The organism is Streptomyces actuosus (assembly GCF_016921115.1).
GTDB lineage: Bacteria > Actinomycetota > Actinomycetes > Streptomycetales > Streptomycetaceae > Streptomyces > Streptomyces actuosus_A.
Genome location: NZ_JAFFZS010000015.1, coordinates 112,317 through 132,337, shown reverse-complemented (window position 1 = coordinate 132,337; position 20,021 = coordinate 112,317). Strand labels below are relative to the sequence as shown.

General features: G+C 73.6%; 17 protein-coding genes. 3 read left to right on the top strand and 14 right to left on the bottom strand.

What is annotated here, in order from left to right:
- Positions 1-55: 55 nt before the first annotated feature.
- The 9 genes from JS756_RS20105 to JS756_RS20065 all read right to left on the bottom strand — a co-directional run bounded on the left by JS756_RS20105 (position 56) and on the right by JS756_RS20065 (position 11,104).
- The gene (locus tag JS756_RS20105; protein WP_205384511.1) at positions 56-1,084 is read right to left on the bottom strand and encodes a glutamate ABC transporter substrate-binding protein; all 1,029 of its coding nucleotides are present in this window, start codon (positions 1,082-1,084) and stop codon (positions 56-58) included.
- A 32-nt stretch (positions 1,085-1,116) separates the two neighbouring features.
- Positions 1,117-2,565 (bottom strand): GlnX family signal transduction membrane protein, encoded by a 1,449-nt coding sequence (locus JS756_RS20100; protein ID WP_205384510.1) that lies wholly within the window; start codon positions 2,563-2,565, stop codon positions 1,117-1,119.
- Positions 2,566-2,836: 271 nt separating this feature from the next.
- On the bottom strand, positions 2,837-3,808 hold the full coding sequence (locus tag JS756_RS20095; protein ID WP_205384509.1) for an N-acetylglucosamine kinase: 972 nt from the start codon (positions 3,806-3,808) through the stop codon (positions 2,837-2,839).
- Positions 3,799-5,064: a 6-phospho-beta-glucosidase gene (locus JS756_RS20090; protein WP_205384508.1), complete on the bottom strand. Its 1,266-nt coding sequence runs from the start codon at positions 5,062-5,064 to the stop codon at positions 3,799-3,801. Before JS756_RS20090 ends, JS756_RS20095 begins: the two co-directional genes overlap by 10 nt.
- 6 nt (positions 5,065-5,070) lie before the next feature.
- Positions 5,071-5,961 (bottom strand): carbohydrate ABC transporter permease, encoded by an 891-nt coding sequence (locus JS756_RS20085; protein ID WP_205384507.1) that lies wholly within the window; start codon positions 5,959-5,961, stop codon positions 5,071-5,073.
- Between the two features lie 2 nt (positions 5,962-5,963).
- Complete coding sequence (locus tag JS756_RS20080) at positions 5,964-6,845, bottom strand: carbohydrate ABC transporter permease (RefSeq protein ID WP_240204038.1); 882 nt, start codon at positions 6,843-6,845, stop codon at positions 5,964-5,966.
- A 113-nt stretch (positions 6,846-6,958) separates the two neighbouring features.
- The gene (locus tag JS756_RS20075) at positions 6,959-8,311 is read right to left on the bottom strand and encodes an ABC transporter substrate-binding protein (protein WP_205384505.1); all 1,353 of its coding nucleotides are present in this window, start codon (positions 8,309-8,311) and stop codon (positions 6,959-6,961) included.
- A 217-nt stretch (positions 8,312-8,528) separates the two neighbouring features.
- The gene (locus JS756_RS20070) at positions 8,529-9,740 is read right to left on the bottom strand and encodes an ROK family transcriptional regulator (RefSeq protein WP_205384504.1); all 1,212 of its coding nucleotides are present in this window, start codon (positions 9,738-9,740) and stop codon (positions 8,529-8,531) included.
- Between the two features lie 263 nt (positions 9,741-10,003).
- Positions 10,004-11,104, bottom strand: coding sequence for a mechanosensitive ion channel family protein (locus JS756_RS20065; RefSeq protein ID WP_205384503.1), 1,101 nt, complete (start codon positions 11,102-11,104; stop codon positions 10,004-10,006).
- 333 nt (positions 11,105-11,437) lie between these two features.
- On the opposite strand from JS756_RS20065, the gene JS756_RS20060 reads away from it, so the two are divergent.
- Complete coding sequence (locus tag JS756_RS20060; protein ID WP_188179413.1) at positions 11,438-11,974, top strand: HNH endonuclease; 537 nt, start codon at positions 11,438-11,440, stop codon at positions 11,972-11,974.
- Positions 11,975-12,301: 327 nt separating this feature from the next.
- On the opposite strand, the gene JS756_RS20055 is transcribed toward JS756_RS20060, so the two are convergent.
- The 4 genes from JS756_RS20055 to JS756_RS20040 all read right to left on the bottom strand — a co-directional run bounded on the left by JS756_RS20055 (position 12,302) and on the right by JS756_RS20040 (position 16,207).
- The gene (locus JS756_RS20055) at positions 12,302-12,553 is read right to left on the bottom strand and encodes a hypothetical protein (protein WP_205384502.1); all 252 of its coding nucleotides are present in this window, start codon (positions 12,551-12,553) and stop codon (positions 12,302-12,304) included.
- Positions 12,554-12,631: 78 nt separating this feature from the next.
- Positions 12,632-14,707 (bottom strand): 4-alpha-glucanotransferase, encoded by a 2,076-nt coding sequence (malQ, locus tag JS756_RS20050; protein WP_205384501.1) that lies wholly within the window; start codon positions 14,705-14,707, stop codon positions 12,632-12,634.
- The gene (locus JS756_RS20045) at positions 14,708-15,004 is read right to left on the bottom strand and encodes a hypothetical protein (RefSeq protein WP_205384500.1); all 297 of its coding nucleotides are present in this window, start codon (positions 15,002-15,004) and stop codon (positions 14,708-14,710) included.
- A gap of 591 nt (positions 15,005-15,595) precedes the next feature.
- Positions 15,596-16,207, bottom strand: a complete 612-nt coding sequence (locus tag JS756_RS20040; protein WP_205384499.1) for a TetR/AcrR family transcriptional regulator — start codon at positions 16,205-16,207, stop codon at positions 15,596-15,598.
- Positions 16,208-16,338: 131 nt separating this feature from the next.
- Between JS756_RS20040 and JS756_RS20035 the strand changes: the two genes are divergently transcribed.
- On the top strand, positions 16,339-17,820 hold the full coding sequence (locus JS756_RS20035; RefSeq protein WP_205384498.1) for an FAD-dependent monooxygenase: 1,482 nt from the start codon (positions 16,339-16,341) through the stop codon (positions 17,818-17,820).
- 178 nt (positions 17,821-17,998) lie between these two features.
- Here JS756_RS20035 and JS756_RS20030 read toward each other — a convergent pair whose 3' ends face one another.
- A complete protein-coding gene (locus JS756_RS20030) occupies positions 17,999-18,547 on the bottom strand; it encodes a MarR family winged helix-turn-helix transcriptional regulator (protein WP_205384497.1) in 549 nt (182 codons plus the stop codon).
- Positions 18,548-18,653: 106 nt separating this feature from the next.
- Here JS756_RS20030 and JS756_RS20025 point away from each other — a divergent pair, with 106 nt between their 5' ends.
- Complete coding sequence (locus JS756_RS20025; RefSeq protein WP_307790819.1) at positions 18,654-20,021, top strand: MFS transporter; 1,368 nt, start codon at positions 18,654-18,656, stop codon at positions 20,019-20,021.

Here is a 20,021-nt window from a genome sequence, read left to right as displayed (position 1 = left end):
CTCGCTGCTGTGTCGGATGCTGCCCGTCTGCCTGCTCGTCGTTCGTGCCGCCCCGTCAGCTCGTGCGCAGGTACTGCGGCGCGGGCGGCTTCGATGCCGCGGAGTCCTTCCCCAGTGTCGCCGACAGCCATCTGTCGTAGGACGTCTGCCAGCCGCTCCCGCGGTAGTCCACCAGGACCCGGTTGACCCGGCGTACCAGATCGTCTGCGTCCCTCTTCATCGCCACGCCGTAGTACTCCGTGGTGAACGCCGCGCCCTTCAGCTCGACCGTCGGGTCCTGGGCGGCCTGGCTCGCGGCGAGCGCACCGTCGGTCACCACCGCGTCCACCTCGCCCAGTTGCAGCCTGACCAGGCAGTCGAGCTGGTTGGGGACGGTGGTGGAGATGTCCGCGGTGGCCGCCAGGAGGCCCGCCGCACGGTCCTTCGCCAGCCGGGTGTACGCCGTGGAACCGGCGGCGGTGCAGATCCTCTGCCCGGCCAGGGACCTGTCGTACCCGGTGACGGATGACGACTTGGCCGCCAGCACCTGCTGCCCCGTCCTGAAGTACGGCGCGGAGAAGGCGACCTCGCCGAGGCGGTCGCAGGTGATCGTCATGGTGCGCACCACCATGTCCACCCGGCCGCTCCGGATCGCAGGGATCCGCTGGTCGGTGGGTATCGCCTTGAACTGGACCGCGTTCGGGTCGCCGAGGATGTCCGCGGCGATCCGGTGGACCAGGTCGATGTCGAAGCCCTCCAGTTGCGCGCCGTCGTTGTTGGGGTCGCGGTAGCCCCAGCGGTAGCTGTTCTGGTCGACGCCGACGACCAGCTTGCGCCGGGCCCCGATGCGGTTCTTGATGGCCTCGATCGTGGGACCGTCCGCCCGGGACGGCGCCAGCGTCTGCTTCTCCGGCGCCCGGCACTCGACGGCGCGTGTCTGGACGCCCTCGGCGATCCCGGGGCCGCCGGTGCCCGCGCCGTCCGGGCCGGGCGACTGCGTCAGCGGCAGCAGGAGCACGAAGGCCAGCGCCAGGGCGCAGACGGCGGCCATCGCACCGACTCCGCCCCAGCCCTTCAGCCCGGCCCGCACACGTCGTATCGCCATCGTCACACCCCCTTCCACCGATCCGCCCCCTTTCACCGGTACTCCGACAGCCTGCGCCCGATGCCGAGCACCGCGCCCGCACCGCCCAGCAGGGCGAGGACGGCGGCGCCCACCGGCAGGCCGGTCATCGCGCCCAGGCCGTCGCCCGCGGCCTGCTGGAACTCCCCCTGCTCGTGGGTCAGCGCCTTCGCCAGGTTGGCGTCGACGCTGTCGAAGCACTCGCCGGTGGCGCCCTTGGCGCCGATCACCTTGTCGAGGGCCTGCTCGTAGTAGCCGTCCTCGTCGGCGGTGCGCGCGGTGGCGTGCCGCTTCTTCCACTCGGTCATGTTGCCGACGGCCGCGGTGACCGGCTCCCGGCCGGACCGGTCGTCGGCGAGCCGCTGCGCCTCGGCGAGGCCGCGGCCGAGGGCCTCCATGTCCTTGCCGAAGTCGTGGTCGTAGGCGTCGTAGGTCCGGCCGTCCGCCTTCACCGTCTGGGCCCCGCGCGAGACCAGGGTGAGGTTCTCGTTGCCGCGGGCCTTGAGCGAGGCGATGCGGGCGTCGTGCAGCACGCTCAGCGACTGGACACCGTGGTCGTAGGAGTCGTCGAGCGCGGCGCGGGCCAGGCCGTGGCCGACGACCAGCCACAGCAGCGCCACCGTCGCGGCGGCGGTGGCGGCGACGAGGCCCTGGTTGAGGACGCGGTGTGTGCGCCGGTAGTGGCGGTGCTGGGCCCAGGCGAGCGCGGCCAGGGCGAGCACACCGAGCGCGATCGCCGCCCACGGATAGGGGCGGGCGCTCGCGTAGTCGGCGCTCAGCCGCTGGTTCTCCCGCTGGTAGAGGTCCTCCGCCGCCGGGAGCATCTCCTTCTGCATCTTCTCGTTGGCGTACCTGAGGTACGCGCCGCCGACCGGGAAGCCCTGCCGGTTGTAGGTGCGGGCCCGCTCGACCAGGCCCTTGTACTCCGGCAGCAGCCGGTTGAGGCGGGCGATGGTCTGTGCGGCGGGGGACCCGGCGTCGGAGTTGCCGGCGGCCGTCACCAGGCCGGAGGCGGCGGTGCGGATGTCCTTCTCGTACCGGTCGCGGGTCGCCCTCGTCTCCCCGCCGCCCGCCAGGAAGCCGCTGGAGGCGGCCGTGTTGGCGTCGGCCAGCGAGCGGTAGATGTCCGCGGCGGCGGAGCTGAGCGGCTGGCTCTTGTGCAGCACGTCGTCGGCTGCGGTCGCCCGGTCCGTCATCTGCCAGGCGGTCACCGCGCCGAAGGCGACGACGAGGACGGCGAGGACGGCGCCGATGATGCGCAGCCGGCCGGGCTCGGTGGTCGCTGCGGCGCGCAGCCGGTCGACGCCCTCCGCGAACGCCGTGCGGCGCGGCGGGGCGGCCGGGTGGCCCGGGGGCGCGACGGACCGGCCGGGGGGCCCGCCCGGCTGGGGCGGGATCGCCGGCGCCGTGGGCGCGCCGGAGCCCGGCGGCGGTACCGCGCTGCTCGTCGGCGGGTGTGTCACTCTGACCTCCCCCAGGGTCATCCGTCGCCCGCAAGTATCGCCGCCGGTAGCGTCCTTGCGCACCGGCCTTCACTGCATCTTGATCGGATCGCAGTGTGCCCCCGCCGCTCGCGGCCCGACGCCGCGCGGCGGCACCCCCGTGATTCCCGTGTCCTCCTGTCCATGAGAACGCGGGGGAGATCGGTTCGGTTCCCACGGGAAACGGCGGTGCCACGGGGTGTTCGCAGCCCGCTCCGGGGTTCCGGCGCGGCCGGGTGCGGGGTGCCCGCGCCTACGCCGAGAAGTGCGCCCGCACCCGGCGCTGCACCTCCGCGCCCGCGCCCGTCCGGTCCAGCCCGAGCAGCGCCGCGCCCAGCACCGGCCGCTCCCGCACCACCACCGGCGACGCCTTCGGTGCCCGGTCCGCCAGCAACTCACGGACACCATTGTCGAGTTGCCGGTGCCCGGCGGTCAGAACACCACCGCCCAGCAGCACCGGGGCCGCCTCGCCCAGCAGGTCGAGCCGGGTCAGGGCGACCACGGCCATGGTGACGATCTCGTCGGCCAGGCGATCGACGACGGACCGCGCGACCGCGTCCCCGGCGGCGGCCGTGGCGAAGAGCACGGGTGTCAGTTCGTGGCGCCGGGCGGTCGGGAGGTCCTCCAGGTGCAGCGCCTCGATGAGGGCGTACATCGACGGCAGCCCGAAGTGCGCGGGCAGGGTCCGGGCCAGCTCGGTCGGCGCGCCCCGCCCGTCCTCGGCGCGGGCCGCGTGCCACAGCGCCTCCTCGGACAGTCCCCAGCCGCCGCCCCAGTCGCCGGAGATCCGGCCGAGCGCGGGGAAGCGCGCGGTGCGCCCGTCGGGCAGCATGCCGACGCAGTTGATGCCGGCCCCGCACACCACGGCCACCCCGCGCGGTTCGGCGACACCGGCCCGCAGGACGGCGAAGGTGTCGTTGCGCACCTGGACCGACGGGCCCCAGGCACGCGCGTGCAGTGCGGCGGCCAGCCGCCGCTCCTCCACCGGGAGGTCGGCGTTGGCGAGGCACGCCGAGACATGGGCGACGGAGGTGGGGCCGGCTGCCGCGAGGGCCCGGCCGACCGCCTCCGCTAGGGCGTCCACCGCCGCCGCCACCCCCACCGCGGGTGGGCGGAACCCGCCGCCGCGGGCCGTGGCGAGCACGGCTCCGTCGGCCGCCACGACCGCGACGTCGGTCTTGCTGTTGCCGGCGTCGATGGCGAGGACGCTCCCGGTCAGGCCCACGAAAGATGCTCCCGGTTGTGTGCGATCAGTCGGTCGGTGAGGGCGTCGGCCGCGTCGTACCGGCCGATGAGGGGGTGGGCGAGCAGGGCGCGGAACACCCGGTCGCGGCCGCCCTCCAGGGCTGCCCGCAGCGCCAGGTCCTCGTAGGCGGTGACGTGCGCCATCAGCCCCGCGTACAGCGGGTCGACCGGGGCGACGGACAGGGGCACGGGGCCGGAGCGGCCCACCGCCGCCTGCACTTCGATCACCGCGTCGTCCGGCAGGAACGGCAGGATGCCGTGGTTGGGGGCGTTGACCACCTGGTACGGCGAGCCGGAGCCGCCGAGCAGCGCCGCCGCCAGGTCCACCGCCGCCTCGGAGTAGTAGGCCCCGCCTCGCCGGGCGAGCAGCTCCGGCTTCTCGTCCAGGTCCGGGTCGCCGTACATCCGCAGCAGCTCCCGCTCCATCGCCGCGACCTCCGCGGCCCTGGACGGCTTGGTGCGCAGCTCCCGCACGACCTCGTCGTGGGCGTAGTAGTAGCGCAGGTAGTAGGAGGGGACCGTGCCGAGCCGGTCCAGCAGGTGCTGCGGCAGGTGCAGGTCGGAGGCGATCGCCCCGCCGTGCTCCGCGAGCAGCCGGGGCAGGACGTCCTCGCCCTCGGGGCCGCCGAGCCGCACTCCCGTCTCCCAGGTCAGGTGGTTGAGGCCCACGTGGTCCAGATGGACGTCCGCCGGCGCGACGTCGAGCATCCGGGCGAACCTCCGCTGGAAGCCGATCGCCACGTTGCACAGCCCGACCGCCTTGTGCCCGGCCTGGAGCAGGGCGCGGGTGACGATGCCGACGGGGTTGGTGAAGTCGATGATCCAGGCCTGCGGGTTGGCACGCCGGACCCGGTCGGCGATGTCGAGGACGACGGGCACGGTGCGCAGGGCCTTGGCGAGGCCGCCCGCGCCGGTGGTCTCCTGGCCGACGCAGCCGCACTCCAGCGGCCAGGTCTCGTCCTGTTCGCGGGCCGCCTGCCCGCCGACGCGCAGCTGGAGCAGGACGGCGTCCGCGCCGTCCACGCCCGCGTCCAGGTCGGAGGTGGTCACGACCCTGGCGTCGTGGCCCTGCCGGGCGAGGATGCGGCGCGCCAGGCCGCCCACCAGCGCCAGCCGGTCCGCGGCCGGGTCGACGAGGACCAGTTCCTTCAGAGGCAGGGTGTCGCGCAGCCGCGCGAAGCCGTCGACGAGTTCGGGGGTGTAGGTCGAGCCTCCGCCGACCACGGTGAGTTTCACGATGGATCAACCCTTCACTCCGGTGAGCGTGACGCCCTCGACGAACGCCTTCTGCGCGAAGAAGAACACGAGGATCACGGGGGCCATGACCAGCACGGTGGCGGCCATGGTGAGGTTCCAGTCGGTGTGGTGCGCGCCCTTGAACGACTCCAGGCCGTAACTCAGCGTCCACGCACCGGGGTTCTCGGAGGCGTAGATCTGCGGGCCGAAGTAGTCGTTCCAGGCGTAGAAGAACTGGAAGAGCGCCACGGCGGCGATGCCGGGCCTGGCCATCGGCAGCACGACGCGGACGAGGGTGCGCAGTTCGCCGCAGCCGTCCACTTTCGCCGCGTCGACGTACTCGTCGGGGACGGTCGTCAGGAACTGCCGCAGCAGGAAGATGGAGAACGCGTCGCCGAACGCCATGGGAACGATCAGCGGCCACAGGGTTCCCGACAGGTCCAGCTGCTTGGCCCAGAAGAGGTACATCGGGATGACGACGACCTGCGGCGGCAGCATCATCATCGAGATCACCAGCATCAGGGCCAGGTTCCGGCCGCGGAAGCGGAACTTGGCGAGCGCGTACGCCACGGGGATCGACGACACGACGGTGAGGACGGTGCCCAGCCCGGCGTACATCAGCGTGTTCCGCCACCAGGTGAGGAAGCCGGGGGTGTCGAGGACCTTCCGGTAGTTGCCCCATTCCCAGGTGTGGGGCACGAGGTCGCGGCTGAGGGCCTGGGTGTCGCTCATCAGGGAGGTGAGGAACACGAAGACGAACGGCAGGGTGAAGAACAGTGCGGCGGCCACGCCGAGGGAGTGCACCGCGACCCACTCCAGCAGCGCCCGGCGGCGCGCGGTGCGCTCGCCGGCGGCGGGCGCGAGGGTGCGCACCGGCTTGTCCAGTACCTGGGTCATCGTCAGTCACCTGCCTGGACGAGACCGCCCCGGCGCCGCATCAGCAGTGCGGTGAAGGCCGTCGACAGGGCGAACAGGACGAGTGCCACCACGCAGGCGGAGCCGTGGTCGAAGCGCTGGAAGCCGAGGTTGTAGACGAGCTGGGGAAGGGTGAGCGTGGAGCGGTCGGGGTAGCCGGGTTCGAACTGGGTGCCGGCGCCCTGGATGACGCCCGAGGCCACCTTCCCGGCGATCAGCGGCTGGGTGTAGTACTGCATCGTCTGGATCACCCCGGTGACCACCGCGAACATCACGATCGGCGAGATGTTCGGCAGGGTGACGAACCGGAACCGCTGCCACGGCGAGGCGCCGTCCAGCTCGGCGGCCTCGTACTGCTCCCTGGGAACGTCGAGCAGTGCCGCCATGAAGATCACCATCAGGTCGCCGATGCCCCACAGCGCCAGCAGGGTCAGCGCCGGCTTGGACCAGGAGGGGTCGTCGAACCAGCCGGGCGCCTTCACGCCGATGCGTTCCAGGACCGAGTTCACCGGTCCGGTTCCGGGGTTGAGCAGGAAGGCGAACGACATGGTGGCGGCGACGGGCGGGGCCAGGTAGGGCAGGTAGAACAGGGTGCGGAAGACGCCCGTCCCCGTCCTGATCTTCGTGATCAGCAGTCCGACGCCGAGACCGAAGACGACCCGGAGCGCCACCATCACCGCCACCAGCCACAGTGTGTTGCGCAGGGCGGGCCAGAACAGCGGGTAGTGCGCGAAGACGTACCGCCAGTTCTGCGCCCCGTTCCAGGACGGCGCTGTGAAGCCGTCGTAGTGCATGAACGAGAAGTAGACGGTCGACAGCAGCGGGTAGGCGAAGAACACCCCGAACCCGATCAGCCACGGCGACATGAAGGCGAACGTGCGCAGGGCCCTCTGCGCCCTGCGCGCCCTGCGCGCCCTCGTTCCGCCCCCGGCCCCGGAGCCCGGGCCACCGCGGCGCCCGGACGTGAGCGTGCCGCTCATCAGCGGGCCTGCGCGATGTCCGTGTCGATCTGCGCGGCCGTCTTCGCCAGGCCGGCCTTCAGGTCGCCGGCCTTGCCGCTCTCGTAGGCGTAGCCGAACTGCTGGATCGTCACCAGGTACACGCCGCCGTTGACGGAGGCGGGCGTCGTGGTGGAGTGCGGGTTCGCGGCGATGTCCAGGAACGTCTTGAAGCGCGGGTCGTACTTCAGCTTCGGGGACTTCAGCGCGGCCAGGGTGGAGGGAACGTTGTGGATGGCGTTGGAGAAGCCGACCACGGCGTCGGTGTCGGTGGTCATGTACTTCACCAGTTCCCAGGCCGCGTTCTGCTTGGTGCTGGTGGCGGCGATGCCGGCGACGGTGCCGGTGATGTAGCCCTTGCCGTACTGGTCGGCCTGGTCGTCGGGGACGGGCAGCGGGGCGACCCCGATCTCGAAACCGGGCTTCGCGTCCAGAGCCATGCCCAGCCGCCACTCCCCGTCGAGCTGCATGGCGACCTGGCCGGTGTGGAAGGGGTGCTCGGGCCCCCACTCGTCGCCGAGCTTCGCGCGGTACCTCTCCAGCTTCCGGAATCCGCCGAGTTCGTCGACGAGCCGCTTCTGCAGGGTGAAGCCCCTTTCGAAGGCGGGGTCCTCGGCGAGGTTCGACTTGCCGCTGGCGTCGAAGTACGTCGGCGAGAACTGGGCGAGGTAGTGCTCGGTCGTCGACTCCCAGCCGTGGTAGTCCGGCATGAACCCGAGCTGCGTGTAGGAGTCGCCGTCCGGGACGGTGAGCTTCTCGGCGTCGGCCTCGAACTCGGACCAGGTCTTCGGCGGGGCGGTGATGCCGGCCTTCGCGAAGGCGGTCTTGTTGTAGTACAGGCCGTAGGCGTCGCCCAGCAGCGGTACCGTGCAGCGGTTCCCGTCGAACCGGGTGTACTCGTTCATCGCCTCCGGGAACGTCTTCTCCGGGTCGATCCCCGCCTTCCGGAAGAACGGGTCGAGGTCGACCAGCGCGCCGGAGGAGCAGAACTTCCCCACGTTGTTCGTGGTGAAGGAGGAGATCACGTCGGGCGCCTTGGCGCCTCCGGTGCGCAGCGCCTGGTTGATCTTGTCGTCGGTCATGTTGCCGACGATGTCGACGTGGATGTTCGGGTGCGCCTTCTCGAAGCCGGCGACCAGCGACTTCACGGCCGCGACCTCGCCCGGAGCGCTCCAGGCGTGCCAGAAGTTGATGGTCGTCTCCTTCGAGGGGTCGTCGGAGGCGGTGGAGTCGGACCGGCCGGTGCAGGCGGTGCCGAGCAGGGCGAGGGAGGCGGTGAGCGTGAGGGCCGCTCTGCGGGGGATTCCGGGTATGAAGCGGGAGTTTTCGGGCATGGCGAAGCCTCTCGGGACGGGCGGTGGTGGCGAAGGGACCGGTCGGGGACGAGGCGAGGGGGCCGCGGTGAAGTCGGTGTGACGGAAGCCGGGGCGATGACACGCGGAGTTGACGGAACGTCGGGTCGGTGAGGGGGACGGGGTGGCAGCGGAACGAGCCTGGGGGCGGGGGCTGCCCGGGGGGAGTGGAGGGCCGGGCCCGGGGGAGGAGCGGGAGTCAGCGGGAGGTGTCGAAGACCTCGTCGCGGGTGGTCGCCAGCGCGCTCTCCAACGCGCCACGCAGAACGGGTTGTTCGGTCACGTCGCCGAGCACCAGCCGCGGCCGGGAGGCGGCCAGTTCCTCCAGCTCGTCCTGGACGAGGCCGCGCAGGACCTCGCCGCCCGCGGTGAGCGAGGAGCCGGACAGGACGACGAGTTCGGGGTCGAGGACGGAGACGAGGGAGGCGAGGCCGGTCGCGAGCCGGGTCGCGTACGTCGTCAGCAGCTGCCGGCCCGGGCCGGTGTCCCGCTCGGCGGCCCGCCGGACGAGTGCGGCGGCGGCCTCGGTGTACGGCCCCGACGGGATCTGAGTCATACCGAGTTCGCGGGCGAGCCGGGGGACGGCCTGCGAACCGGCCAGTTCCTGGTAGCCGCCGCTGTTGGCCCTGGTCACCTTGCGGACCAGTGGCGTGCCGGGAACCGGCAGGAAGCCCACCTCGCCCGCGCCGCCGGTCCACCCGCGGTGCAGCCGGCCGCCGAGGACCAGGGCGGCGCCCAGGCCCTCCTGGTTCCACAGCAGGACGAAGTCCTCGTGCCCGCGAGCCGCTCCGAGCCGCTGCTCGGCGATCGCGACGAGGTTGACGTCGTTCTCGTACTCCACCGGCATCGGCAGTGCGGCGGCGAGGGTGTCGAGCACGGCGGGGGAGTGCCAGCCGGGCAGGTGGGAGGCGTAGCGCAGGCGGCCGGTGGTGGGGTCGAAGGCGCCCGGGGTGGCTATGACGACCCGGTGGACGTCGTCCCGGGTCAGGCCCGCCGCCTTGACGGCGCCGTCCAGGGCGTCGGTGACCTCTTGCGTGACGGACCGGGTGCGGTGACGTCCCGGCGTGGGCAACTCGTGGGCGCCGACCGTGCGGCCGGTGATGTCGGACACGGCGGCGCGGATCCGGTCCGGGGTGACGTCGAGGCCGGCGGCGTGCGCGGCGACCGGGTTGACCGCGTAGAGCTGGGCGCTGGGGCCGGGGCGCCCCTCGCTGGTGCCGCCCGCGAGCACCAGCCCCGCCGCCTCCAGCCGGGCCAGCAGCTGCGAGGCCGTCGGTTTCGACAGCCCGGTCAGCTTGCCGATCCGGGTGCGTGAGAGCGGGCCGTGTTCCAGCAGCAGGTCGAGTGCGGCACGGTCGTTCATGGCGCGCAGCACACGCGGGGTACCCGGCGTACCGGCGGTTCCTGCCATCGCGTCGACACCTGCCCTTCCAGCGGCTCAGCTTCCCAGTGATCCGGGAGGACTGTCCACCTGCCGTCCTTCGCCGAGTCACTGTTAGGAAAGTTTCCTATCGGTTGGCAGGAACGTATGCCCCCGGGGAAGGGGCCGTCAAGAGACGACGCCCCCGCGGCAACGGACTCGATACCGGCGGGGGCGCGGGGGCGCGGAGGTAGAGGGGGAACGAGGGGGGAGGGGGCGAGTGGTGAGTGCCCGTATCCGTGTGTCCCCCCGCGCTACCGGCCCGAGGCCGGCCGCTGCGGGGTGATCGGCGCCGTCGCCTCCGCCTGCGGTGAGTCCTCGTCGGAGAACGCCGACGGGGCCGCCACCTCGGCCGTCGCGTCCTGCGTCCCGTCCCTGGGCACGGCAGCCGTCGCGCCGCCGACGACGGGGATGTCGGCGGCGTCGAAGGCGCGCTTGATGCGCCAGCGCAGCTCCCGCTCGACCGTCGTGTCCTTGCCCGGCATGGTCTTGGCGGAGACGCGGACCACCATCGAGTCCGGCAGTACGCTGTCCAGCCCGAGCACCTCGATCGGACTCCACAGCAGCTCGTTCCAGGGCTCTTCCTTTCCCATCCGCTCGGCCACCCCGTCGAGCGTGGTCTTGACGCGGTCCAGGTCCTCGTCGCCCTTGAGGGTCACGTCCACGTTGGCCGTCGCCCAGCCCTGGGAGAGGTTGCCGATGCGCTTGACCTCGCCGTTGCGGACGTACCAGATGGCGCCGTTGGGGCCGCGCAGCTTGGTCACCCGCAGGCCGACCTCGACGACCTCCCCCGTGGCGGGCCCCGCGTCGATCGTGTCGCCGACGCCGTACTGGTCCTCCAGGATCATGAACACGCCGGAGAGGAAGTCCGTGACCAGGTTGCGGGCGCCGAAACCGATCGCGACGCCCGCGACACCCGCGGAGGCCAGCAGCGGGGCGAGGTTGATCTGGAACGCCGACATCACCATCAGCCCCGCCGTGCCCAGGATGAGGAAGGACGCCACCGACCTCAGCACCGAGCCGATCGCCTGCGAGCGCTGCCTGCGCCGCTCGGCGTTGACGAGCAGGCCGCCCAGTGAGGTGGCGTCGACACTCTGGCCGGTGCGGCTCATCCGGTCGATCAGCTTGGTGATCGCCCGCAGCACGATCTTCCGCAGCACCACCGCGATCACCAGGATCAGCAGCACCTTCAGCCCGATCGCCAGCCACGTCGACCAGTTCTGCTCGATCCAGCTGGCCGCGTTCGTCGCGCTCTCCTGGGCGTCCTCCAGCGAAGGCACGGCCGGCGCCGTCGTCTGGGCCGGGGCGGGCGACGGCGACGAGTCGGCGGCCCACAGGGCGGCGGGCAGGGACACGGCAGGTACCTCCAGTGCGCTCCACCCGATCCGGCGCGGCGGTCAGGGAAGGTCACGAAAAGGTCACCGGGCGGGCAGGGTGACCACACTAACGGGGCATTGCGGGTGCGCCGGTCCGAACCGTGGAGGAGTTACGACGTCCGTCGAGGCCGGGATCCACCCCATGAACTGGTGGGATGAACCGGCCGGGATCCGGGGGATGCATGAGGTGTGGTCGAAAACACTCCCAGCCCGTTACCGGGACATGGTGGCGCGTCCACCAGGCATGAGGGGAGACTGACTACGGATCGTCCCGGCGCGAGCCACGCGCCGCCGGCGTACAAGGAGGCATCCGTGCCGCATGTCCTGGTCCTCAACGCGTCGTACGAGCCGCTCGGCGTCGTACCGCTCCGCCGCGCGCTCGTCCTCGTCCTCGAGAACAAGGCAGTCTGCCTCGAGGAGTCCGGCGCCTATCTGCACAGCGCAACCGTCACAGTCCCCGCACCCAGCGTGGTCCGGCTCAAGCGATTCGTGCGGGTTCCCTACCGGGGGCCCGTTCCTCTGACCCGCCGCGCGCTCTTCGCCCGCGACGGGGGCCGGTGCATGTACTGCGGTGGCGTCGCAACCAGCGTCGACCACGTCATCCCGCGCTCGCGCGGGGGCAAGCACGTCTGGGACAACGTGGTGGCCTCCTGCCGCCGCTGCAACCACGTCAAGGCCGACCGTCACCTGGTGGAACTGGGCTGGCGGCTGCGGCACAAACCAGCCCCTCCCACCGGCCTGGCCTGGCGCATCATCGGGACCGGCCACCGGGACCCGCGCTGGCTGCCCTATTTGCAGCCGTACGGCGCGGACGACGCCCTGGCCCGGATCGACGGCATCTCCGCCTGACGATCCGGGCCTTCGCGTCCCCCGCGCCCCGACCGCGGTGTCCCGGCGCCCCGACGGCGGCGGCGCGGAGCTCGACGGCGGCGCCCGGCCCCGGGGCCCTGTGCCCGGGGGCCGGCGCCGTGCCTCGTCGCCCGCGCGGCACGAACGGGCCCGACGTCCGCGATCGACGGCGCCGCGCTCCCGCACGTCCTGCCCGCGCGGATGCCCGGCGTCGCCCGCCCCCGCCCGCCTGCGGGCAGCGAAAGACCCGGCCGCGCGTCGGCGGGCCGGGGTCTCGGGAAGCGGGTGCGGTGCGGGTGTGGAGCGCTCAGAACGCCGTCCGGACCGTCAGGCCCGGGCCTTCGGCTTCGTCACGCGGATCTTGGAGCGGTCCAGGACCATCACCAGACCCGTGATGACCGCGAAGATCACCAGCGGAAGGAAGACGTACAGACCCAGCGTCTCGCCGACGCTGAGGCCCGTGCCGGGGTCGTCGCCGTCGTCGCGGGTCAGCGCGAGCGCGGGGGACGACATGAGCAGCATCATCAGCGTCGTACCGGCCACCAGGGCGCCGGCGCGCAGGGTCTTCTTCTTGTCCACGGTGCAAAAGTAGCGAACGGCGGAACGAGGCGCGCGCCCGGGGTGCCGTACGAGGGGCCCCACCCCGTCGCCGCCGGGTCAGGCGCCGCCCCGCAGCACCTCCATCAGTGCCCGCAGCCGCGGTGACGCCGCCAGTTCCTCCAGGGACACCGGGTGGCCCTGCGCGTCGGCGATCGGCAGCCGCCAGTTCGGGTACTGGTCCCAGGTGCCGGGCAGGTTCTGCGGGCGCCGGTCGCCGACCCCGTCCGGCAGCCAGACGCCGACCAGCCGGGCCGGGGTGCGCAGCAGGAACCGGTGCACGGCCTGGATGCCGGCCTCCTCCGAGGCCCGGTCCGCGCCCCCGCCGGCACCCTCCAGCAGCCCCAGCCGCGTCAGCAGGTCCAGCCACTCGCCCGTGTCCGCGGCGGCCTCCGAGCGCTCCACGTCCAGCGGGCGCGTCAGCAGGCCCAGCCGGTCGCGCAGCTCCACGTGCTCGCCGCTGAGCCGTGCCGCGGTCGACGGCAGATCGTGGGTGGTGGCCGTCGCCAGGCAGTCCGAGCGCCACCGGTCCGGCGGCAGCGGCCGGCCGCCGCCCTCCCAGTCCCGCTCGAACCACAGCACCGACGTGCCCAGCACCCCGCGCTCGCGCAGCGCCTCCCGCACCCCCGGCTCCACGGTGCCCAGGTCCTCTCCGATCACCACCGCCCCGGCCCGCGAGGCCTCCAACACCAGCACGGCGAGCATCGCCTCGGCGTCGTAGCGCACATACGCGCCCTCGGTCGGCGGCTCCCCCTGCGGCACCCACCACAGCCGGAACAGGCCCATCACGTGGTCGATGCGCAGGGCACCCGCGTAACCGAACAGCGCCCGCAGCAGTCGGCGGTACGGCGCATACCCCGACGCGGCCAGCCGGTCCGGGCGCCATGGCGGCAGACCCCAGTCCTGGCCGCGCGCGTTGAAGGCGTCCGGGGGCGCGCCGATCGACATCCCCGCCGCGAAGAACTCCTGCTGCGCCCACGCGTCCGCGCCCTGGGGATGCACGCCGACCGCCAGGTCGTGCACCACGCCGACCGGCATCCCGGCGTCCCGCGCCACCCGCTGGGCGGCCGTCAGCTGCGCATCGGTGAGCCAGACCAGCCAGCTGTGGAAGTCGACCCGGTCCATCAGCTCGGCGCGGGCCCGCTCCGTCTCCGCCGACCGCGCGTCGCGCAGTCCCCGCGGCCAGCGGCTCCAGTCCGGGCCGTGCACCTCCGCCAGTGCGCACCATGTCGCATGGTCCTCCAGCGCCCGGCCCTGCTCGGCGAGGAAGTCGGCGTACGCGGCCCTCCGGCCCGGCCCGAGCGGAACCTCCCGTACCAGCTCCAGCGCCTGCCGCTTCAGCTCCCACGCCGCGTCCCGGTCGATCAGCGCGCCCTCGTCCAGCACCGCCGCCCGCAGCCGCGCCGCGCGCTCCAGCAGTGCCGCCACCTTCTCGTGGTCCTCCACATGAGCGAACTCCGGCACGTCCTCCACCCGCAGATGCACCGGATCGGGGAAGCGGCGCGAGGAGGGCCGGTAGGGGGACGGGTCGGTCGGCGCGCCGGGGACGGCCGCGTGCAGTGGGTTGACCTGCACGAACCCCGCGCCCAGGGTGCGTCCCGCCCAGCCCGCCAGCTCACCGAGGTCTCCGAGGTCGCCCATGCCCCACGAACGCCGCGACAGCAACGAGTACAACTGGACCAGCAGCCCGTACGACCGCCCCGCCGGTGTGGGCAGCCGCGGCGGGGCCACCACCAGGTGGGCCTCGGCGCCGCGGCCGTCGGGCGCGGTCGCCGTCAGCCGGTGCACGCCGGGCTGGAGGGCGTCGACGGTGGCACGGGACTCGCCCTGCTCGGTGTCGACGCGCAGCCGGGTGCCCTCCGGCAGCGCGGCCAGGGCCCGAGGAGTGTTGCCGCTCCAGCACACCAGCGTCGGCGGCAGCAGCCGCTCGCGGACCTCGCGCTCCCGCTCCGCGCGGGCGGCCCGCGTCGACTCGGGAGTGCTCGCGTCGACGTCGAGGGCGGCCAGTACCCGGGTGAGCGCGGCGGCGGAGGCCGCGACCGTGCGGCCGGGGGAGGGCTGGAAGGACGGGGCGACGCCGTGCAGTTCGGCGAGCCGGGTCAGGTCCGCGCTGGGCGGTGGGGCGGGAGCTGCCATCTACGGCCTCGGGAACGCGGGGTCCGCTTCCGCGTCGGACTCGCTGGTCAACGGCGCGGCGTCGGCGAGCGGCGGCTCGCTGGTGAGGGGCTCGGCATCGGGCAGCGGAGGCTCGCTGGTCAGCGGGATCTCGGCGTGGCTGCCCTCGGAGCTGAAGACGTACGGCTGGGGGCTCTCGGGCTCGAACGGCACCGAGGGTCGGGGCACGGTCGGCCGTGCGGCCGGTGCGGAACCGGGTTCGGACCCGGAGTCGGGTTTGGACAGGGCCGAGAGCAGGAGATGTGCCGAAGCGGCCACCAGGGGCCTCCTTGTCGCATGTGCCGGGGTACGGCGTGAACGGGTCACGGCAGCCCTACCCAATGAACGCGATGGCAGACGTCCGAGGGGTGGACAATGCGCATCTCGTCACAATCCATGCACTCCATGATCCCCCCAGAGTGGAACAAAACGGGTGACCGGTCCACTCGCGGGGCGCGTGCCGCGACAGCGCCCGGACGGAACCCGGCCCGGATCGGTGGTGGGGCGGGGCGGGGGCGGGCGGGGAGGGTGAGGGGGGGCCGGCGTGCCGGTGGCCCGGCGGGGCCCGAGGGGTGGGCGTGGGGCGGCCGCCGGCGGGGAGCCGGGGCGGGTCGGGCGGCGATTTCGGGGACCGGCTCGCCGCGGGAGTCGGGCGGGCCGTGCCGTGGTTCGCCTGTGTGCGACGGCGGTGCCGTACTCACTCCCGGTCGGCACCTCCCGCGGTCGGCCGGTGTCGCAGCCGACCCCCGGCGCAGTCGGCCCCCGCACCGGAGCCGACCTGCACCGGCCTCGCCCCGCGTCGGCGCTGCCCGCATGGGCCACCCCGCGTCGCAGTGTCCCGGTGTCGGGGCCGCCGCGCGGCTGCCCGGCTCAGGGGTGCGGCGCGACCATGTAGCGCTGCACGGTGGGGCCCAGCCAGGCCACGATCTCGTCGCGGGTCAGGGCCGCGACCGGAGGCAGGTGCAGGACGTAGCGGGTGAGGGCGAGGCCGAGCAGTTGTGTCGTGGCGAGCGCGGCGCGGGCGGGGGCCTGCTCGGGGTCGGGGCAGGCGGTGCGGGCGGCCGGCAGCAACTGGTCGCGGAAGACGCCCTGCATGCGCTCGGCCCCGGCCCGGTTGGCCGCCCCGACCCGGAGCAGGGCCGTGAGCTGCTCGTTCTCCTCCCACTGGGCGAGGAAGTGGGTGACGAGGACGCGTCCGAGGTCGTCGCGGGGGACCGCGCCGAGGTCGGGCATCCTCAGGTCGACGGAGACGGCCGCGGCGAAGAGGCCCTCCTTGTTGCCGTAGTAGCGCATCACCATCGACGGATCGATGCCCGCGTCCTTGGCGATGGCGCGGATGGTGGCGCGTTCGTAGCCGTCGGTGGCGAAACGTTCGCGGGCGGCGTCGAGGATGGCGGCGCGGGTGGCGTCGGAGCGGCGGGCCGCCGTCGGCGCAGGGGGCCCGGAAGGCTCGGGGGTGCGGGGTGCCTGGCTGTGGTGCATGCCGGCCAGAGTAAGCCAACATGCGTTGGCCAACAAGTGTTGACACCTTCGGGGGGCTGCGCTTCCATGTTTGCCAACGGGCGTTGACCAACGACTGTTGACCAACGAGTGTTGGCATTCAGGAGGGCATCATGAGCGGCACCGTCGGCATCACTCCCAGCGCCACCCCCACCCCCGAGCGCAACGTGATCGTCATCGGCTCCGGCCCCACCGGACTGCTTCTGGCCGGCGATCTCGCCGCCGCCGGCGTCCCCGTCACCCTCGTCGAGAAGCGCCCCCGGGAGATCGGCAACCTCTCCCGCGCCTTCGTCCTGCACGCCCGCACGCTGGAGCAGCTCGACGCCCGCGGCCTCGCCGACGCCGTCGAGGCCGTCGGCCGCCCTCTCGACCGGCTCCGGCTGTTCGGCGGCCTGACCATCGCCCTCGACGCCCTGCCCTCCCGGTTCGACCACCTCCTCGTCATCCCGCAGTACGAGGTGGAGAAGGTGCTGGAGCGGCGGGCCGTCGAGGCCGGCGTCCGGTTCCGCCACGAGACGGAGATGACCGGGCTCACCCAGGACGCGGACGGCGTCACGGTGCGGGTGCGCGCCGCGGACGGGGAGCGGCGGGAACTCCGCGCCGGCTACCTCGTCGGCGCCGACGGCATGCGCAGCGCCGTGCGGGACGCGGTCGGGCTGCCCTTCCCCGGCCACTCGGTCATCCGCTCCGTCGTGCTGGCCGACGTGCTGCTGGCGGAGGAGCCGGAGAGCCTGCTCACCGTCGACGCCGCCGGTGACGCGTTCGCCTTCGTCGCGCCGTTCGGCGACGGCTACCACCGGGTCATCGGCTGGCACCGGGGCCGCGACGTCCCCGACGACGAGCCCCTCGACCTGGAGGAGGTCAAGGAGATCACGCGTCTCGCGCTCGGCCGCGACTACGGCATGCACGACGCCCGCTGGATGTCCCGCTTCCACAGCGACGAGCGCCAGGCGCCCGCCTATCGCGTCGGCCGCGTCTTCCTCGCCGGCGACGCCGCGCACGTGCACACCCCGGCCGGTGGGCAGGGCATGAACACCGGCCTCCAGGACGCGGCCAACCTGAGCTGGAAACTCGCGCAGGTCGTCCAGGGGCACGCGGCCCCCGGCCTGCTCGACACCTACCAGGCCGAGCGCCACCCGGTCGGCCGGTCCGTGCTGCGCAGCAGCGGCGGCATCGTCCGCCTGGCGATGGCCAGGCGCCCCTGGGCCCTCGCCCTGCGCGCCGCGCTGACCGCGTTCCTCGACCACGCCGCGCCCGCCCGCCGCCGCGCCGTCGGGCAGATCACCGGCATCGGCTACCGCTACCCGGCCCCCCGCGGCGCCCACCGCCTGACCGGTACCCGTGTGCCGGACGTCGCCCTGGCCGACGGCACCCGCCTCTACGAAGCCCTGCGCGGGGGCCGCTTCGTGCTGATCACCCCGGAGCCGTGTGCCGGGGCCCCGGCCGCCGCCCGCGCGGAGCGGCTGGCCGTCGCCCGCTGGCCGAGCGGCCGCCGCACCACCCTCCTGGTCCGCCCCGACGGCTATGCGGCCTGGGCGTCGGACGCGGCGGACGCCGCCGCGATCGAGGCCGCGCTCACGACGCACGTCGGCTGAACGGCACTCCGCGCGGCAGCCGCCGACGTGCCCGCCCCCGGGGCACGTGCGGGGACTTGAGCTCCGCCGGGAGCGCCGCGGCCGAGGCCCGTCGAGTGCGGCGCCGTGGTGGCCGGTCGCACGGTTCCGCGCGCCCCTCCGGAGCGCTGCCGGGCCTCGGTGGACGTCGGCCGACCGCTCAGCGGTCCGCCCGCGCCGTTCCCGCCAGCAGTTCCCTCAGCAGGCCGGCCAGCAGGCCGGCCTGTTCGTCGGTCAGGGAGGCGTGCAGGGCCTCCGTCTGGACGTCCAGACCGGCGCCGACCGCCTCGTCGATCAGGCGGAAGCCCTTGTCGGTCAGCGTCACCCGGAGGCCGCGCCGGTCGTGCGGATCGGGGGAGCGGCGCAGCAGGCCGGCGCGCTCCAGCTTGTCGAGGCGGCCGGTCATGCCGCCCGTGGTGAGCATCAGGGTCGCCGACAGCTGACGCGGCGACAGGGCGTACGGTTCGCCGGCGCGGCGCAGGGTGGCCAGGACGTCGAACTCGCCGCGGGAGATCCCGAACCGCGCGTAGGCCGTCTCCATGCGGTCGCCCATGGTGCGCGCGAGCCGGTAGATGCGGCCGAAGACCTCCATGGCGCGGGTGTCGAGATCCGGCCGGGCCGCGGCCCACTGCTCGATGATCGCGTCGACCGGGTCGTCGGCGGTGGTCCCGGGCGTCGGGCCGGGGTGCGGGCCGGTGTTCGGGTTCATGGGCCGAGTATCCGCATCACCTCGATGGGCCGCAAGAAAGTGGCTTGACCTTAAGTAGCTTAGAGCTAAGCTGCATTCCATCAAGCAACTGTCGAGGGGGATCGCCGTGAAAGAGCCGCACCACAGGCCCGACCGCATACCGGGCCGGTGGGCCCTGCCCGTCGCCGCCGCAGTCAGCGGAGCCGGCACCGGTATGTACGTGCCGTTCACGCTGGTGTTCTTCCACCACGTCACCGGGCTGCCCTTCACCGTCGTGGGCGCCGTCCTCACCGTGACCGGCCTCTCGGGCCTCGGTGTCCTCCCGCTCGCCGGGGCGGCCGTCGACCGCTACGGGGCCAAACGCGTGCAGTACGTGCTGTACGGGGTGCGCGCCACCGGCTTCGCGCTGTACCCCTTCGCCCACTCCCTGACCGCCTTCGCCGCCGTCGCGCTGGTCACCGCGGCGGCCGACCGCGCCTTCCCCGCCGCGCAGCAGGCCCTGGTCGGAGAGGTGACGCAGGGAGCGGACCGCGATCGGCTCCAGGCGGCCACCCGGGCCCTGCAGAACGCCGGCAACGGCGCCGGGGCGCTCCTCGCCTCCCTGGTCATCGCCTTCGCCGGCCCCACCGGCTACACCTGCGCCGCCTGGGGCAACGCGGTCTCCTTCGCCGTCGCCGCGGTGCTGCTGCGCCCGCTGCGCCCGGTGCGGTCCACCGCGCCCCGGCGCCGGGACGGGTACCGGCTCGTCCTCACCGACCGGCCCTTCCTGGTCGTCACCGGAGCGAACTTCCTGAACGCGCTCAACTACTCGGCCCTGTCCGTCCTCTTCCCGCTGTTCCTGCTGGAGTGGCTGCACGCGCCCGCCGCGCTCACCGGATCGGCGTTCACCGTCAACACGGTGCTGTGCGCACTCGCCGGCGTCTGGGTCGGCAGCCGGGTCCGGCGGGCCGGCGCGCGGCGCACCCGGGCCGCGGCGCTCGGCGGCATCCTGTTCTCGGCCGCGTTCGCCGCGCAGATCGTGCTCGGCAGCCTCCGCCCGGCCTCCGGCCCGGCGCTCGGCCTCGCCCTCACCGCCGTGATCGTCGTCTACACGCTCGGTGAACTGATCCACAGCCCGGCGGCCGAGGTACTGGCCGTGTCGGCGGCGCCCGAGGACGCCCGCGGCCGGTACACGGCCGCCTACCAGATGTCCTGGTCGCTGGCGAAGGCCGTGGCGCCCTCGCTGTTCACCGTCCTGTTCGCGGCGGACGGACGGCTCCCCTGGGCGCTGCTCATCGCCACCTCGGCGGCGGCCGCCGTCCTGCTGATCCGGGCCGAGCGCCGCCTGCCGGCCGAGGCGGTGCGCCCCGTCCCGGCCACCGCCGGCGGCTCGGCCGGCCCGTCCACCTCCTCCGCCGCCGCGGCCTCCACCACCGCCCCGGCCCCGCCCCCTGCCCCGGCCCCGTCGGCCCCGCAGGCCCGGGCCCGCTCCGCCGACGCGCGCGTCGCGGTGTGA